Annotated in this window: 12 protein-coding genes; 1 reads left to right on the forward strand and 11 read right to left on the reverse strand. The window is 47.3% G+C overall.

The window, feature by feature from the left end:
• The 4 genes from ACO9K6_RS16950 to ACO9K6_RS16965 form a co-directional block, all read right to left on the reverse strand.
• Nucleotides 1-231 (reverse strand): transposase (locus ACO9K6_RS16950; RefSeq protein WP_424768510.1); only part of this gene is annotated, 231 nt, incomplete at its 3' end.
• Between the two features lie 135 nt (nucleotides 232-366).
• Complete coding sequence (locus tag ACO9K6_RS16955; protein ID WP_424768734.1) at nucleotides 367-1,956, reverse strand: SGNH/GDSL hydrolase family protein; 1,590 nt, start codon at nucleotides 1,954-1,956, stop codon at nucleotides 367-369.
• 238 nt (nucleotides 1,957-2,194) lie between these two features.
• On the reverse strand, nucleotides 2,195-3,046 hold the full coding sequence (locus ACO9K6_RS16960; protein ID WP_424768735.1) for an NAD-dependent epimerase/dehydratase family protein: 852 nt from the start codon (nucleotides 3,044-3,046) through the stop codon (nucleotides 2,195-2,197).
• A 60-nt stretch (nucleotides 3,047-3,106) separates the two neighbouring features.
• Nucleotides 3,107-4,243, reverse strand: a complete 1,137-nt coding sequence (locus tag ACO9K6_RS16965; RefSeq protein ID WP_424768736.1) for a Gfo/Idh/MocA family protein — start codon at nucleotides 4,241-4,243, stop codon at nucleotides 3,107-3,109.
• Between the two features lie 209 nt (nucleotides 4,244-4,452).
• On the opposite strand from ACO9K6_RS16965, the gene ACO9K6_RS16970 reads away from it, so the two are divergent.
• Nucleotides 4,453-5,265 carry a helix-turn-helix transcriptional regulator gene (locus ACO9K6_RS16970; protein ID WP_424768737.1) on the forward strand — a complete coding sequence of 271 codons (813 nt, stop codon included), beginning with the start codon at nucleotides 4,453-4,455 and terminating at the stop codon, nucleotides 5,263-5,265.
• A gap of 61 nt (nucleotides 5,266-5,326) precedes the next feature.
• Here ACO9K6_RS16970 and ACO9K6_RS16975 read toward each other — a convergent pair whose 3' ends face one another.
• The 7 genes from ACO9K6_RS16975 to ACO9K6_RS17005 form a co-directional block, all read right to left on the reverse strand.
• Nucleotides 5,327-6,952 carry a response regulator transcription factor gene (locus ACO9K6_RS16975; RefSeq protein WP_424768738.1) on the reverse strand — a complete coding sequence of 542 codons (1,626 nt, stop codon included), beginning with the start codon at nucleotides 6,950-6,952 and terminating at the stop codon, nucleotides 5,327-5,329.
• A 10-nt stretch (nucleotides 6,953-6,962) separates the two neighbouring features.
• Nucleotides 6,963-8,687: a cache domain-containing sensor histidine kinase gene (locus tag ACO9K6_RS16980; protein ID WP_424768739.1), complete on the reverse strand. Its 1,725-nt coding sequence runs from the start codon at nucleotides 8,685-8,687 to the stop codon at nucleotides 6,963-6,965.
• A 130-nt stretch (nucleotides 8,688-8,817) separates the two neighbouring features.
• The gene (locus ACO9K6_RS16985) at nucleotides 8,818-9,951 is read right to left on the reverse strand and encodes a Gfo/Idh/MocA family protein (RefSeq protein ID WP_424768740.1); all 1,134 of its coding nucleotides are present in this window, start codon (nucleotides 9,949-9,951) and stop codon (nucleotides 8,818-8,820) included.
• Nucleotides 9,952-10,008: 57 nt separating this feature from the next.
• Entirely contained in the window at nucleotides 10,009-10,854 is an 846-nt protein-coding gene (locus ACO9K6_RS16990; protein WP_424768741.1) for a carbohydrate ABC transporter permease, read from the reverse strand.
• Between the two features lie 2 nt (nucleotides 10,855-10,856).
• Complete coding sequence (locus ACO9K6_RS16995; protein ID WP_424768742.1) at nucleotides 10,857-11,825, reverse strand: carbohydrate ABC transporter permease; 969 nt, start codon at nucleotides 11,823-11,825, stop codon at nucleotides 10,857-10,859.
• Nucleotides 11,826-11,913: 88 nt separating this feature from the next.
• Nucleotides 11,914-13,239 (reverse strand): ABC transporter substrate-binding protein, encoded by a 1,326-nt coding sequence (locus ACO9K6_RS17000; protein ID WP_424768743.1) that lies wholly within the window; start codon nucleotides 13,237-13,239, stop codon nucleotides 11,914-11,916.
• A 318-nt stretch (nucleotides 13,240-13,557) separates the two neighbouring features.
• The gene (locus ACO9K6_RS17005) at nucleotides 13,558-13,905 is read right to left on the reverse strand and encodes a hypothetical protein (RefSeq protein ID WP_424768798.1); all 348 of its coding nucleotides are present in this window, start codon (nucleotides 13,903-13,905) and stop codon (nucleotides 13,558-13,560) included.
• Nucleotides 13,906-13,981: the final 76 nt, after the last annotated feature.

The following is a 13,981-nucleotide window of genomic DNA, read 5'->3' on the forward strand; positions in this document are numbered from 1 at the left end:
GTAGGCTGTATAGCTTTTTTCAAAGGCTTTCAGGCCATGATATTCGTATTGCTTGATCCACATACGCAGGACTTCATGATTGACGCCTAAGGACTTCGCAATGCTCTTTGCCCCAGCAGTTCCCGACAGATATTGATTGATCGCTTCTTTTTTTAGTTCTAGATTGAATTTAGTCAAAAAAACTGCACCTCCAATCGTTAGATGGTGTCTAACAATTGGGGTGCAGTTCATAAGGTTGCTTAATGACGGCTGCCTTCTTATTATTCAAATATCATTTTTTTCCGCTTCTTGAAGTCTTAATTTTCCATGACGAAAACCCGCAAGGTCTGCGGGTTTTCTGCTTTTGAATTTGAAAGTTTGAATGAATCACTGCATCGTCGCAGGTACCGAAACATACACATCTAAATATTGTTTATCCCATTTAACACTTTCAGCTCCGACTGCAGCCGCAAGATCTCGAATCCATACGGTTGGAATGCCATCAATGGTCTTTACGTTTCCAATCGTTTTACCATTGAATCTTACCGTCATTGTATCTTTATGATACGAAAAGTCTTTGTCGAAGAAATCAGCAAACTTTTCTACAGATACATAGGTTTTTCCTGATGCCGCCAAATGATTGGCTGGTGAAGCAAGCTCATCACCGTTGATAAATACAGTTAGTTTATTATCCTTTGCGGGGCTGCTCGGCTGTCCGGCTTCAAATAGGGAAAGATCTATTGCTTCCGCCATTGCCTTGTAACCCGCATCATTAGGATGAACATGATCGCCGCTATCGTATGCTGGAAGCATTCTTTCCTGATCTTTAGGATCTCTTATTGCTTGATCAAAATCAATCACACCATCGAAAACATCGTTCGAGCGAATCCACTCGTTAATTTTTTTGCGGGTAATCTCGCCTTCCTCCGTAAACGTCCATTCGTATTGCAAATAGCTTGCATCCCGGAATGGAAGAATCGTTCCCGCATAGATGCGCAGGCCCTTCTCATGCGCACGGTTCGCGATTCGTTTCATGCCATCGATGATTTCATCGGCATCGTAATTGTGAGGCATCTTCGCGATATCGTTGGTGCCCTGCAATAAGATGACATCTGTCACACCTGTCTGCGACAACACATCGCGTTCCAAACGATCAATCGCTCGCTGACCGTTAAGAGGCAGATCCGCTGTTATCCTATTCCCGGAAATGCCCGCATTCAATACCGAAAACTCCTGATCGGGAAAATGCTCCTGCAGTCTATCGGCAAGGTAATCCGGATAACGATGGTTCATATTTAAAGTCGAAAGATCGCCGTCCGTAATCGAATCGCCCAGCGTCACAATGACACGGGCATTCGGATCGTCGGTCAGCACATCGACGCCCCTTAGCCAAAACCAGGAGTTAGCGGCTTCAGTGAAGGAAGCCCCGTCATGCTCGGAGACTTGATTGCCTTCTGTCGAATAGTAAGTAGTCTGGTTGGATAAGGAATGCCAGGTTGCAGGCCCGCTGTTGCCGGGTATGTAGACGCTAACAGCCAGATCGCGGCCCTCTGTGACGCTGAATGTCACAGTATCGCTGAATATCTCTTCCCCCGCCGGAATCGTTACCGACGATTCTCCTGCAAAGGTGATGGATCGATCCGTACCTGTAACCGTTTTCATTTCTTCGTCTGCAAGAGCAACTTTAACTTCGCCAAACGTTAGAGGCTGTGTGCCATAATAGTTGGAAAAGCGCAGACGCAATTCAGACCCCGACGCATGAGGATGCACAATCATCCTTACCGTTTGATTTTTAAAACCATCGTTAGAAATTCCGCTAGGATAAGTCTGCTGTTGACTGGTTGCCCACGCGCCTATCCATTTCTGCTCCTGTTGTTTCGATTGACTAGCTGCTGAAGTGGAAATAGGTGAGGCTGATGCTGTGGCGGCACCGAGAAATACAGATAGTGCAAGCAAGCCAGACAAAATTTTACTCACAATAAATTCCTCCCTGAATCATATCGATTGATGGATTTTGAAATTAGTATTGCATAAGGCGCCTATAGAGTAAGTATAGAAGATATTTCCATGGACAACAGGGGGAAAACTTAACTTGCATAGGAGAATTTTTTAACTTCGGCAAATAAAATCCCCGCAAACCTTCAAAAAAGGCCAGCGGGGATTTCTGTATTATAAATAATGAAGACTATCGCTTTACATATTCAACCCGTTGCATTTATTGGCCTTTAACGTAATCTCGCCAAGCGTGCTTTGGCTGCCAGTTTAGCAGTTTCTTTGCTTTTTCGTTGCTAAGCAGCGTTTCGTGACTGTTGAACGCTTCACGGAATTCCGTCACTTCTGGAAATTTTGCCGCCATCAACGCCTTGCTTTGGACCGCCATGCTCGTATCATCTGCCGCAATATTAATGGCCACGGAGCCCAGTCCTTCCGCTTCGATAGCCAATTGACAAACTTCAGCAGCATCCCGCGTATCGATATAGCTCCACAAAATACGGTCGCGCTGCTCGGGATCATGGATGAAAGACGGGAAATTCTCGTAAGCCGGAGGTTCAATAACATTGCCTAATCTAAGGGAGACAATTTGCATGCCCGTTCGTCGGTGGAACATGTCAGCCGTCAGCTCATTGACGACTTTAGACAATCCATAACTGTCCTGCGGAAGCTGTGGATGCTCTTCATCAACCGGAACATACTGCGGGCCGAAGCGATTTACCGCAAAAACGATTCCGTATGAAGACTCACTGGACGCGATAACCGCTTTTTTAATGTCAAGACCGGCAGCCGCCTCCAAAATATGATAAGTCGACATTACATTATTTTGAAAGGTGACTTCGCTCGTTTTAATATGCGCAGCCGGTATAGCAGCCAAATGAACAACTGCATCGGCACCCGCCAGTGCACCGTAAACTTCCCCTAAATTGTTCAAATCGACAAGCAGCGTATGGCATAACGGTTCAGCAGGCTTGTGCGTATCCACATTAACGACCTCATACCCCTGCTCTACAAAATGCTTGACGACCCATTTGCCGAGCATGCCGCTTCCACCGGTAATAACGATCTTAGCCATCTTAACCCTCCTAATATCTTTTAGACTCTTATCATCTTAATATAACAGTAATCCATATCATCACGCATTAAAATTTGGAATATCGACCAATATACCACCATTCAAGGCGGATTCATGCGCGCATATGCCCGCCGCTGTCCAGTTCGCGGAAGTAATAGCATCTATATGCGGCTGGCGCTCTTCGATGATACTGCCGATAAACTCATTGACGAGGTGCGGATGGGAACCGCCGTGTCCACCGCCTTGAATAAAGGATAGATGCTCATTTGATTCGTCGTAAACGCCCTGTTGCGTGAACCGCCTGATTTCCTCCGGCAACAGCTCTTGACGATCCGGCGCGCTGATCCTTTCAATCGTAAAAGGACGTCCGCGCCTGCCGTCATACTCACCCATCCGAAAGATCACTGGCTGCTCGTGCTCGAGCTGCTGCCATTCGAAGGTTGCTTTCTCCCCATAAACATTAAAGCACTCGCTATAATCGCGCGCCGTATGGAACATCGACCGTGTGAGCTCGAGCGCGACATCCGAGTTTTCAAGCTGGAACAAAGCGCTTTCGATCGGATATGGGTTGTTGTACTGCCGGACAAGCTCTTCACGCATGGAGCCGGAGCCTACACAACTCACCTTAACGGGTCTCTTCCCGATCAAATCAAGAAGCGGAGCGATAGCATGCGTCGGATGCATGAGCGGAGGAAGTCCCTTCCAATAAGCAGGCCATCCATCCATATCCTGATAATGCGCACCGCGCAGGAATTGAATTCTCCCGAATTCACCGTTTTGGTACATCTCCTTCACCATGAGGTACTCGCGGGTGTACACAGCCGTCTCCATCATCATGTAGTTCTTGTTTGAAGCCCGCTGCGCCGCGATCACATCCCGCAACTCCTCCATCGACAACCCCATCGGAATGGTGCAGGCACAGTGCTTGCCGGATTGCAGTACCGCTATGGATTGCGGGGCGTGATATTGGATGGGTGTGACGAGATGTACGGCATCTATGGTGTCTGAAGCGATAAGGTCATCAAAATTCGTGTAGCGGCGTTGAATGGAGAATTTATCACCAATCTCATTCAGAATATCTTCGTTGGCGTCGCAAATGACAATCTCCTCAACGTTGGGATGGTGCTTATAGATAGGGACAAACTCGGCACCGAACCCTAGGCCGACTAAAGCCACTCGTACTCTTTTATTAGACATTACAATGTCTCCTTTATAATAAAATTTGCTTCCTTCCTTAAGGATAGAATATCGTTTCTACCACCGATTAACCATGAACAAAAGGATAGATTATATGTAAAAAAACGAAATTCCATAAATTCAATAAATGAGTGCATTTACAACTGAATAGTCTTGTGAGATAAATAGATGACCTGATGTTTTAGGGCAAAGGGAAATGAGGACTTTTAATGAAAAAAAATACAGTTTGGTGCCTACTCGAAGGAAATCCGCTGATCCACACCATGGGTCGCATCAAAGCATCGAATGTCCATCCTCGTCGCGCTGTTTCCTTCTGGGTGCTTGGCATCGTTTATTCAGGGACGAGAACGATAAAAATGGGTGAAACCCATTTGCGGCTGACCACAGGAGATTACTTCTTGCTGCCTCCCGACGTGCCTCATAGCGGGATCGAGATTGACACACATAACGTGTTCTTTGTCCATTTCCATATGCATGGCACGAAGCTGTACATGCTGCCGGATCGGTTCTGCAATGACGACCTTTTACTCCCAATTGCCGGCCAGCTTCCAGACGACCTTGACCTTTTTGCCTACATCGACTATCTTGAGCGCCGCCACCAGCTGGAGGACGTCGGTCCAGCGTTTCTGAACACGCAATTGAAGGCGCTGTTGTATCAAATCAGCACCTTTATGAAGCGTCGGCATACGGATGCATTCCAGGGGCAGCGCATTGCCGACGGTATTTTTCAATACATCGCTGATCATTACAGCTCAGAGTTGAAATCAGAGGATTTCGAAAAGCAATTCCATTTGTCCTACCGGCAATTAAACAACCTTTTCAAGAAACAATTCAACACGACGATTCATCAAAAAATGATTGATCTAAAAATCCACCATGCCTATAACCTGCTCATCCACGGGGAGAGTATCACGGCGGCGGCAGCGAAAACAGGGTTCAACGACTATTTCTATTTCCTTAAGTGCTTCAAACGCAAGATGGGAATTACTCCAAAGCAATTAGTGAAGAAATACTTCGTTTAGTCCATAAGAATACAATGAAAGCGTGCCGGCCGCGGCACGCTTTCATATTGACGATATAAGACTATACGTTAACCCAGTTCCTCGCCCGGAACTCTGAAGGCTGCTCCCCTGTATATTTTTTAAAAACCTTGCTGAAGTACCTCTGATCCTCGTACCCGACAAGGCTCGCAATCTGGTAGGTTCTATGCTGCGTATTCATAAGCAGCCATTTCGCTCGCTCCATCCGGACCTCGGTTAGAAATTCCGTAAAATTCTTGCCGGTGACGGATTTGAACAGCGAACAAAAATAGTTTTTATTCAGGTAGAAGCGCTGTGAGATTTCCTCCAAGGACACGCTTTGATAATTGTCTATCGTATATTCCTTGACGATTTCTACCAATTGCTTGCCGCTCTTCAGCGTCCGATCTGCGGTCAATTCTTCCTCCACGTAACCAACGATTTGCTGCAACAGCTTCCGCAAGGACTGGATATTCCACCCTTCAAGACTTAGCTTCGCCTGGTGGATCGGCGCCAACAGCGGCTCGATCGGCTTGCGAAACCCCTTCGCAACGTTCTCCAATAGTAAAGAGATACAGTCCTTCATCTCCTGGCCATTCATCAGGCCAAGAACGGAATCGCTTAACGCCTCGTCTAATTTAGCTAGCAGATTAACGTTAGGCGGGAGCGATCCGGTCTCCAGAAGCGATTCCAGCAGACGGAGAAAATTGTCCCATTGCGGAGATTTATTCATACGCTTCCCTGACTCCTGCATCTGCTCCGCCGAATACTGGACAACCACCTGTCGGCTGTTTATGCGAATGCTTTCTACAGCTGTCAATGCTTCCAGATAAGCATCCGAAATCGACTTCGGCCGCTGCTTCACGGAGCTGATTCCGAATCGGGCAGCCGTCCTAAGGCAGGAGAACATCGCATCGTTTGCTTTACGAACAAACCGCATGGAACGCTCCGAATTCAAGCTGTCATCCGGATAAAATAAGACAAACTCGTGAGATTTGATCAAATTCCGGAATAAGATCGCCGATGATTCCTGTCCAAGACACTCCTGCAAAATATTTCGGGCAATAAAATAGAAAACCGAACGGTTTCCGCCATACCGCTGTTGTACGATATTTTCCGTATCGGTCAGTTGGATAACAATGACGACAAATTTGTTCTCTAGAAGCTCAATTGAGAGTGAATCGGCACCGACGAACATTTCATTCTCATCGCGAATAGAGCCAGAAACAATGCTCGTCAAAAACTCGTCATGCATGAGGAGAAGGCCTTTATTGAGCACAGCCCGCTGATCAATTTGATCGATTCTTGTTTTAGATTCACTCTCGATTTGTTCAGCCGCCTTGTTCAGCGTAACAAGCAGTTGCATTTCGTTAAGCGGCTTCAGCAGATAGTCAAATACATCTAGCAAGAAAGCGGAACGCGAATATTCGAAGTCGCCGTAACCGCTCAGTACGATCACCTTCCCTGAGAAGTTTATCGATTTCAACGCTTCCATGAACGTCAAGCCGTCCATGAGGGGCATTTTAATATCGCTAATGACGATATCCGGTTGAAGCTCCTGCGTAAGCCGGCACGCTTCTTGACCGTCATATGCATCTCCGATGATTTCCCAGCCCATCGTTGACCATGGCACCGAGTTTCGCAACTGATCGTGCACCCCTGTCTCATCATCGACAATGAGTATTTTCATGACGGCCTCCTTATTCCTGGTACAAAGGCAAACGGATCATCACGCAGGTGCCTTTGCCCGCTTTACTGTATAGTACAATTCCGTACTCTGTCCCATAGAGCAGTTGGATTCTCATATGTACATTACCGATACCGATCGAATAACCATTGTTCAAGCCCGGTTCCTTCCTAGTTGCCGCATGTTGAAGATTCCGGTTCAACTCCTCCAAAACCTCTTGCTGAATGCCGTTTCCGTTATCCAGTACGCTGATATTCAAAATTCCGTTAATTGTATCTTTTTTCGCGGAAATTTTAATCAGCTTTCGATTCCGCCTCGCTGGAATCAATCCATGCTCCACCGCGTTCTCAACCAGCGGCTGAAGGATTAGCTTGGGCACTAGGCAGTCCTTGGTTGACTGATCAAATTGGATTCGAATGCGGATCTGCTGCGGATATCGCTTATTAATAATGGTCAGGTAGTTGCGGACATGCATCGCTTCATCCTGCAAGGGCACTGATTCATTACTGATGTTCATATTATAGCGGTACATATTTCCGAGGCTTTGACAAATGAGCTTGATTTCAGGCACATGATTAACCATCGCAATACTGGTGATCGTTTGTAAGGTGTTATATAGAAAATGCGGCGATATCTGCGCTTGCAGTGCGCGGATATGTGTCTCCTTGTTCAACAGCTGCAGCCGCAGATCGTTCTCAATTAACTGCTGAATCTCACCGGCCATCCGGTTAAATTGGTTGCTGAGAAACCCGATTTCATCCTTCGATCCGATCGAAGCACGGGCACTATAGTCACCGATCTGAATTTGGTGCATTTTGCGATGTAAATGAATGATGGGTTTCGTTATGCTGTATCCGAGATAAAGCGAAAATCCGACTGCAAGCAAAAAGGATAATCCCACCAAAGAAAAAGCCAAATTACGGATCAGCAAAAGATGAGGATTGATCTTGTAAATATAGATTAGTTTCCAATCTGCGACAGGTATCGGCGTTTCAATAAAAATCCGATCATTCGATCCATGGCTGCGGTCGAGCTTCAATTCTCTTTTTTCGCTGTCAGTATGATACTGAATAACATTGCTCTCATCTGTAATAACAATTTGTCCGGCATAAAACGTATTGTATCGCTCTATCATCATGTGAAAATTCGATTCCTTGACGTCAATCACCAGCGTTCCGACCTGATCTCCACGGAAATTAACCGGAAAAATATATTGAATAACCGGTTCTCCGTAATAACGTGATTGGACAAACCGGGTTTTCGAGCGCTGTCCGATCGGCACCTGCACGTAAGAGCCCACCTGGTGAATATAATCATCGTGACGGTTGCCTAGCTTGGATAACTCAGGAATGAAATAGCCGACCGTCTGCTGATGGGAGTTGACCAGATAAAGGCCGACGATATCTTTGACCCGATAATTATAGATGTTCAAGAAAAAAGCATTCATATCCCTTACCGTATCGTATGTCCGGCTGTCGTCCGGTTCGTAGTTCGTATCGTTCGCCAAGCTCTCCAGCAGGGCGGTGTTGGAATAAATTCGATACGCTGTCTCGTAAAAATCCTGGTGGTACTGCTCAATCTTCTCTTTAACATCCTGTTCCATGCGCTCTCTGACGTGATTAAGATCGCCCTCAATTTGCTGGGACACCTGATACAGCAAAATACCCGCAAGTATGCCAAGTGGAATGCAGGCAACCGTAAGCATGGACAAAACAATTTTTACCCGGATTTTTTTCATGCCAAATACCTTCTCGATTCGCATACCTACCCGTCCCACCGCATTGGATTGTGTCATTAATGCTTAATGTAAATATATCCCTATCTCTGTTAAATCGAAATAGGGATAAATGGAATTCATTCAGGTTTACTCATTCGAAGCTGGGAATAAGTATTTCTTTGCCGCCATTCATGGCGGATTCATGCGCACAGATACCGGCAGCGGTCCAGTTAGCCGCAGTGACGGCGTCCACCATAGGCTTACGCTGCTCTACTATGCTTTGCACAAACTCATGGACCATATGGGGATGGGATCCATGATGCGCGCCGCCCTGGAGCACGGAAAGATGTGGATTATTTTCGTCAAGATGATCCTGGTGCACCATGTAGCGGCTAATTTCTTCCGGCAGCGAATTCGACCTCGGCGGTGGAGAAATCTGTTCATAGCTGACCTCCCTGCCCCTGCCCTCCGTTAACGGTCCCATCTTGAACAGCATAAGAGGGTCCTTCTCCATATGCCACTCCAAGGAAGCCTTCTCGCCGTAAATATTGAAGCTTTCCATGTAATCCCTTGCCGTATGAAACAGTGAGCGCGTTACCTCAGCAGCCAGTCCGTCTCTATCCAGCTGGAAAATGGCCGTTTCAACCGGATACGGGTTGCCGAATTGGCCGTGCAGCTCCTTACGCATCTCCCCCGAGCCGAAGCAGTGAACTTTGGTTGCGCGGGCACCGCTAATTGCAAGAAGCGGCGCAATGGCATGTGTCGCATAATGCATGGGCGGAAGACCCATCCAATACGAAGGCCAATTCTCCATGTCCTGGTAGTGAGCGCCCCGCAGGAATTGGATACGGCCGAACTCGCCGCGCGCCAGCATCTCTTGCGCATGTAGAAATTGATACGTGTAGACGGCCGTTTCCATCATCATAAAATTTTTACCGCTGGCCCGCTGCGCGGCAACGATCATGTGCAGTTCCTCGATCGTAGTTGCCATTGGAACCGTACAAGCACAGTGAAGTCCCGCCTCCAACACCTGGATCGTCTGTCTGGCATGCGAATGAATCGGGGTCACCAGATGGACTGCATCATACTTGCCCGAATCAAGGACCTCCTCCAAAGAACTGAATCGATCTTCAAAACCGAAGCTCGTTCCATAATGATCCAGCAATTGTGTGTCCGTATCACATATGCCTACAGATCCAACTGCAGGATGAAGCTGATAGATGGGGGCGAATTGCCCTCCGAATTGCAAACCGACAACTGCGATATTTAGCTTTTTGTCTGGCATGTAAATCACTCCTGATTGAATTATTAGACCTCTATTCATATCCTTATTCTTATCCTGCTACCCTTTCACGGCTCCCGCTGTCATACCCTCTACTAAAAAGCGCTGCATGTAGACAAAAATGATAATGACCGGCAGAACGCTGAGCACCGATGCGGCCGAAATACTGCCCCAATCGGTCATATACAAACCTTTGAAGAGCATGATGCCTGGCGTTAATGTGCGCTGCTCGTCAGCGTTAATGAACACATATCCGAACACGAACTCGTTCCAGGCGTTGACAAATGCGAACAACGCAGTCGCAATCAAACTGGGAATCGATACGGGCAGCACAATTCGGAATATAATGCCGATTTTGCCGCAACCGTCGATTTCCGCCGACTCTTCCATCTCGTAAGGAACGGAATCAAAGAAGCTTTTCATCATGAAGGTGCACAGCGGAATCATAAACGTTGAGTACGCAATAATCAGCGATGCATGGGTATTGATCAAACCGATATTTTTCATCGTCACGTAGAGCGGAATCATAAGCAGTACGCCTGGAATCATCTGCGACAGAAGCATCGCCACGCCAACCATTTTGACCCCGCGAAACCTGGTGTAACGACTAAGTGCATACCCAGCGAAAATCGAAATAACGAGCGCAATGATCGTCGTGGAAAGCGCAACCTTCAAGCTATTGACGAAGTAGGTGCTGAATTTCGAATTGTATAAGACGTTCTCGAAATGCTTGAAGGTCGGACTATCGATCCAGAAGGTTGGGTTGGCCGCTCGGATTTGATCGGTCGGCTTTAAGGCCGTATCGACCATCCATAAGAACGGAAACAAGCAATAGAAAGCAAACAGAAGCAGCACGGTATAGGTCAGAACTTGCAATAATCTTTTTTGTCTATGGCTGGTTACCATTTCTATCCCTCCTCACGCTGCTTCTTCATCGTGGACATGTAGAATAAGGCAACGACAATCATCATAAATCCAAGCATCATAGAAGATAAGGCAGATGCCGCTCCCATATCAAACTCTTTCATCGCATAGCGGTAAATCGTAATCGGGAGCGTTTCCGAAGCGTAATACGGACCGCCTTGGGTCATGATCCAGATGAAGTCGAAGTTTATCGCCGTCCAGATGATATGCATAAAGATCAGCGTGAGCGAAACTGTTTTCAACTGCGGCATGACAATTCGCCAGAATCGTGTCATTATGCCCGCACCATCAATAGCCGCTGCTTCCAGCACTTCTCTGGATACGCTCTGAAGGCCGGCGAGCAAACTAATTGTATAGAAAGGAAAGCTTCTCCATATGTTCACAAAAGTAATGGCAAGCAGGGCAGTATTCATTTCACCAAGCCAATAATAAGGCTTATCGATGATGCCGAGCTTGACCAGCCAGCTGTTCACAATTCCATATTCCGGGGTAAGCAGCCATGTCCACATCATGCCGGCAACCACGATCGGTACGACCCAAGGCACAATGATGATTCCGCGGAAAAACGCTCTGCCTCTCACAGGCTGATTAAGCGCAAGCGCCGTTATAATACCGGCAATAAATTCGCCTACCACCGAGAGGACTGTCCAGAGGACCGTATTCCAAAAAGTTCTTACGATATACTCGCTATTGAGCACGTTAACGAAATTGGCTAATCCCGCGAAGCCGCGCTCGGCTGCATTCACCATATTTCGATATTGAAAGCTGTCCCATACGACCTGGCCAAGCGGGAACGCATTGAGCAGAAGCAGAAAAAGTAAAGCCGGCAGAACGAAATATAAGGCGTATCGGCCGGCCTGTTGTTCACGCTTCAGCTGACGTCTAGTCCGACCCTTGGAAATTGGGGGAGCCGCTACCGCCGTCGTGTGGTCTTTTTCCATTTTTATCTTCATCGTCTCACCTTCATCCCTGACATGGATCGAGCCAGCATGGCAGCTGATTAATTGGAGTTCAGCGCCATGCTGCTCGCCTGACCGCTTCTTAGTTCGAGCTGAGCTGGCCGGATTTCTTCAAACTGTCATTGACAGCGTCGGACAACCAAGCCGCTACATCCTCCGGCTTATCATTCTTAAGCAGAATACGTGCCAAAGAATCAATCATAGCTTGAGTGACACCCCCGAGCGAGATCGGAGGGAATACGACGCCCGTCGGACTGAGCGCCATGAAATCCTTGCCCCACTGGCTGTCACTCACGACATCACTGCGGGCCGAATTGGTCGGATGCACAGCCTCCTGATATTCCTTACCCATCATGTAGCTTAGGAATTCCCACGCTTCCTCAGGGTGCTTGGTTTGCTTATAGATGAAATAAGGCACAATTTCCATATAGGTTGCCGGCTTCAGCTTAGTAGGCAGCGGCGCGACTTTGATGTCTGCCATTTGATCCGGATTTTCTTTTATCCGTTGTTCCATCCAAGCTCCGTTGGCGCCCATTACATATTGCTCCAATGCAAGGTTCGTATCCAATTCCTGATATCCCCACGTCTTGCTTTCAATAACGCCTTTGTCCGCCAAATCCTTATAAAATTGGAAAACCTCAGCCGCTCTCTGAACTTGATCCGGATTATCATTCCACGTATTTTTGTACTTTCCGTCTTCCATTTTGGTGGCGATTTCCAGGTCGTTCTGTGCCAGGTAAGCGATCAGCTCCTGAGGGATGCGGACGCCAGTGCCTGTGATGCCGAATGCTGGCAAACCCGTTGCTTCCTTAATCTTCGGCCCCATTGCGATCAGTTCGTCCCAAGTTTTGGGCGGAGCATCATAGCCTGCCTTCTTCAGCAAATCCTCGTGGTAAAGCAGCGCGCGGATTCCCAGGTAATTCGGCATCCCGAGCAATTGGTCATCGACGGTGAGAGCTTCAACCACATTCGGATAAAGCTTGTCTTTATCCGCCCATTTGTCGAAATACGGCTTTAGGTCAAGCAGTGAATCGATCGCGTAAAACTCGCCCAGCCACTCAGGAAGACCCCAGCTAACGTCCGGCGCATCGCCAGCGTTGATGGCGGTGACTAGTTTGTCATGCAGCATTTCATAGCTGATATACTGCATTTCGATCTTGATATTCGGATGCTCCGTTTCGAATTGCTTGATTTTCCCCTCTGCAGTCTGCGCCATGGAGGGATCATCCGCGTTCCAATATTGCAGTGTTATTTGCTCCCCTTTAGCATCGGAACCAGTCGTGTTCGATGGCGCTTCTACAGATGAATTGCCGTTGCTGCCACCGTTGCTGTTGCCACCGCAGCCCGCAAGCAGCGTAATTGCCAGCACGCCGGTAAGCAAAAGGGATAATGCCTTGTTTCTACCCATTTTATTGATCCCCTCTCAACCTCATATTTGTATTCGCTTTCATTGTAACAAAGCTAAATCGGAGGCAACATGAGACGGAATTCAGATTGATGTGTAAATTATTCAGTTTAGTCGATAAAATAGCTGAGTTATTATGCTACATAATCTCATATACCGAATCGGGAACCTAAACTCTATCGTGAAGTAAGCTGAAATACGATTATTATACACCTGCAACTATTTCATGTTAATGTTCGTTCAAAAAGTCCAGTCCGATGGGATGTTCCATGGGATCAATTAAGCCCGGCCGAAATTTCCTCCGGCCGGGCTTCTTACCCTCTACTTCTTATCCACCTGCAGCAGCTTTACCGTCTTCAAGGAATAGGTTTCCTTGATTAACTCCTCCGAGATGACGTTTAGCTTAATCAGGCTTGCGATTTTGGCGGTATCCGACTTAGACATCAGCCGCCACATTCCTGGGTCCGGCAGCGCCTCGAACAGCTTGCCGTCATCGTATTCTTTCCGCTCTTGCATGACGATCTTCGCTTTGTAACTGCCAAGCTCCAGCTCACTCACCCCTTGCTCCGTACAGTAAGCCAATATTTCGTTACGAAGCTTGTTAAGCTCCTGCTCCATTTCCTTTTGCTTTTGCTTCTGCTGGTAATATCTTCGCAGAGTCTTGTCCATCGTCATCCTTATCACGCTCCTCTTCTGTTACATGCTTATGCAATGGAAGAAGGAGTTTAGGACGGTATCGTTTATC

Origin of the sequence: Paenibacillus praedii (genome assembly GCF_049725345.1) — a bacterium.
Taxonomy (GTDB): Bacteria; Bacillota; Bacilli; order Paenibacillales; family Paenibacillaceae; genus Pristimantibacillus.

Coding starts and splice junctions, on each gene's coding strand:
- ACO9K6_RS16990 (WP_424768741.1), bottom strand. CDS start 10,854: ATGGTAACCAGCCATAGACAAAAAAGATTATTGCAAGTTCTGACCTAT.
- ACO9K6_RS16980 (WP_424768739.1), bottom strand. CDS start 8,687: ATGAAAAAAATCCGGGTAAAAATTGTTTTGTCCATGCTTACGGTTGCC.
- ACO9K6_RS16995 (WP_424768742.1), bottom strand. CDS start 11,825: ATGAAGATAAAAATGGAAAAAGACCACACGACGGCGGTAGCGGCTCCC.
- ACO9K6_RS16975 (WP_424768738.1), bottom strand. CDS start 6,952: ATGAAAATACTCATTGTCGATGATGAGACAGGGGTGCACGATCAGTTG.
- ACO9K6_RS16970 (WP_424768737.1), top strand. CDS start 4,453: ATGAAAAAAAATACAGTTTGGTGCCTACTCGAAGGAAATCCGCTGATC.
- ACO9K6_RS16965 (WP_424768736.1), bottom strand. CDS start 4,243: ATGTCTAATAAAAGAGTACGAGTGGCTTTAGTCGGCCTAGGGTTCGGT.
- ACO9K6_RS17000 (WP_424768743.1), bottom strand. CDS start 13,239: ATGGGTAGAAACAAGGCATTATCCCTTTTGCTTACCGGCGTGCTGGCA.
- ACO9K6_RS16960 (WP_424768735.1), bottom strand. CDS start 3,046: ATGGCTAAGATCGTTATTACCGGTGGAAGCGGCATGCTCGGCAAATGG.
- ACO9K6_RS16985 (WP_424768740.1), bottom strand. CDS start 9,951: ATGCCAGACAAAAAGCTAAATATCGCAGTTGTCGGTTTGCAATTCGGA.
- ACO9K6_RS17005 (WP_424768798.1), bottom strand. CDS start 13,905: ATGGACAAGACTCTGCGAAGATATTACCAGCAGAAGCAAAAGCAAAAG.